Genomic DNA, 822 nt, shown 5'->3' with positions numbered 1-822 from the left:
GGTTGGCTTAGGTGAAACTAAAGAAGAGATCTTAGAAGTCATGCGCGACTTACGTGCTCATGATTGCGATATGCTAACGATTGGTCAATACCTACAGCCAAGCCGTCACCATATTCCGGTCGCACGTTATGTTCACCCTGACGAGTTCGAAGAACTCCGTGTTGCAGGCGTAGAAATGGGCTTTAGCCATATCGCGAGTGGACCCTTAGTGCGTTCATCGTACCATGCGGATCTACAAGCGGCGGGTGAAACCGTACGATGAGCACACTACTGTGGTGTTTGTTAATCGCGGGTGTCTTGCCGATTTTGGCTAAGGCACCTGTGGTGTTTTTCCAAAACCGCGAAAGCCGCTATGACAATCGCCACCCTCGCGCTCAACAATCCCGTCTTACAGGTATCGGTGCTCGCGCTGTGGCGGCACATTATAACGCCTACGAGGCATTTCCGCTCTATGCAGCCGCTGTACTTGCGAACCTAGCCAGCGAGCAAGTCAGCCCCCATGCCGTAGCACTTGCGGTCAGTTTCATTGTGCTTCGCATCGCTTACAACATTCTTTATTTGCTTAATTGGGACAAGCTACGCTCTCTGGTGTGGTTTTTCGCATTCTTGTGTCCTATCTTAATGTTGGCTCAATTGGCTATCATGCAATAAACGAAACTTTTGCAGTCGCTGATATAAGTCGGGCCAAACGCCCGATTGATGGCGTTCCATCAAGGTTTCTTGCGCAACAGGTTTCCATGCAAAGCGCCCCGCTACAGCCTCGCAGGTTTGCGCTGCATACATACCGACACGCTCTAAATCATTTGAAGACCCCAACTGCCA

At 50.6% G+C, this 822-nt stretch carries 1 protein-coding gene and 2 pseudogenes; 2 read left to right on the top strand and 1 reads right to left on the bottom strand.

Annotated features, from left to right (window positions below; genetic code table 11):
* Both B2X00_RS04935 and B2X00_RS04930 read left to right on the top strand, forming a co-directional pair.
* Window positions 1–262: pseudogene (locus tag B2X00_RS04935) on the top strand (lipoyl synthase); the annotation flags it as partial.
* A complete protein-coding gene (locus B2X00_RS04930) occupies window positions 259–651 on the top strand; it encodes an MAPEG family protein (RefSeq protein WP_290486358.1) in 393 nt (130 codons plus the stop codon). The pseudogene B2X00_RS04935 and the gene B2X00_RS04930, both read left to right, overlap by 4 nt.
* Here the strand turns inward: B2X00_RS04930 and B2X00_RS04925 are convergent.
* Window positions 619–822, bottom strand: a pseudogene (locus B2X00_RS04925) (hypothetical protein); the annotation flags it as partial. The gene B2X00_RS04930 and the pseudogene B2X00_RS04925 sit on opposite strands and share 33 nt — an antisense overlap.

Source organism: Idiomarina sp. UBA3162, assembly GCF_002364475.1.
Lineage (GTDB): Bacteria > Pseudomonadota > Gammaproteobacteria > Enterobacterales > Alteromonadaceae > Idiomarina.
The sequence above is the reverse complement of the archived record's forward strand: the minus strand, read 5'-3'. Positions and strand labels throughout refer to the sequence as shown.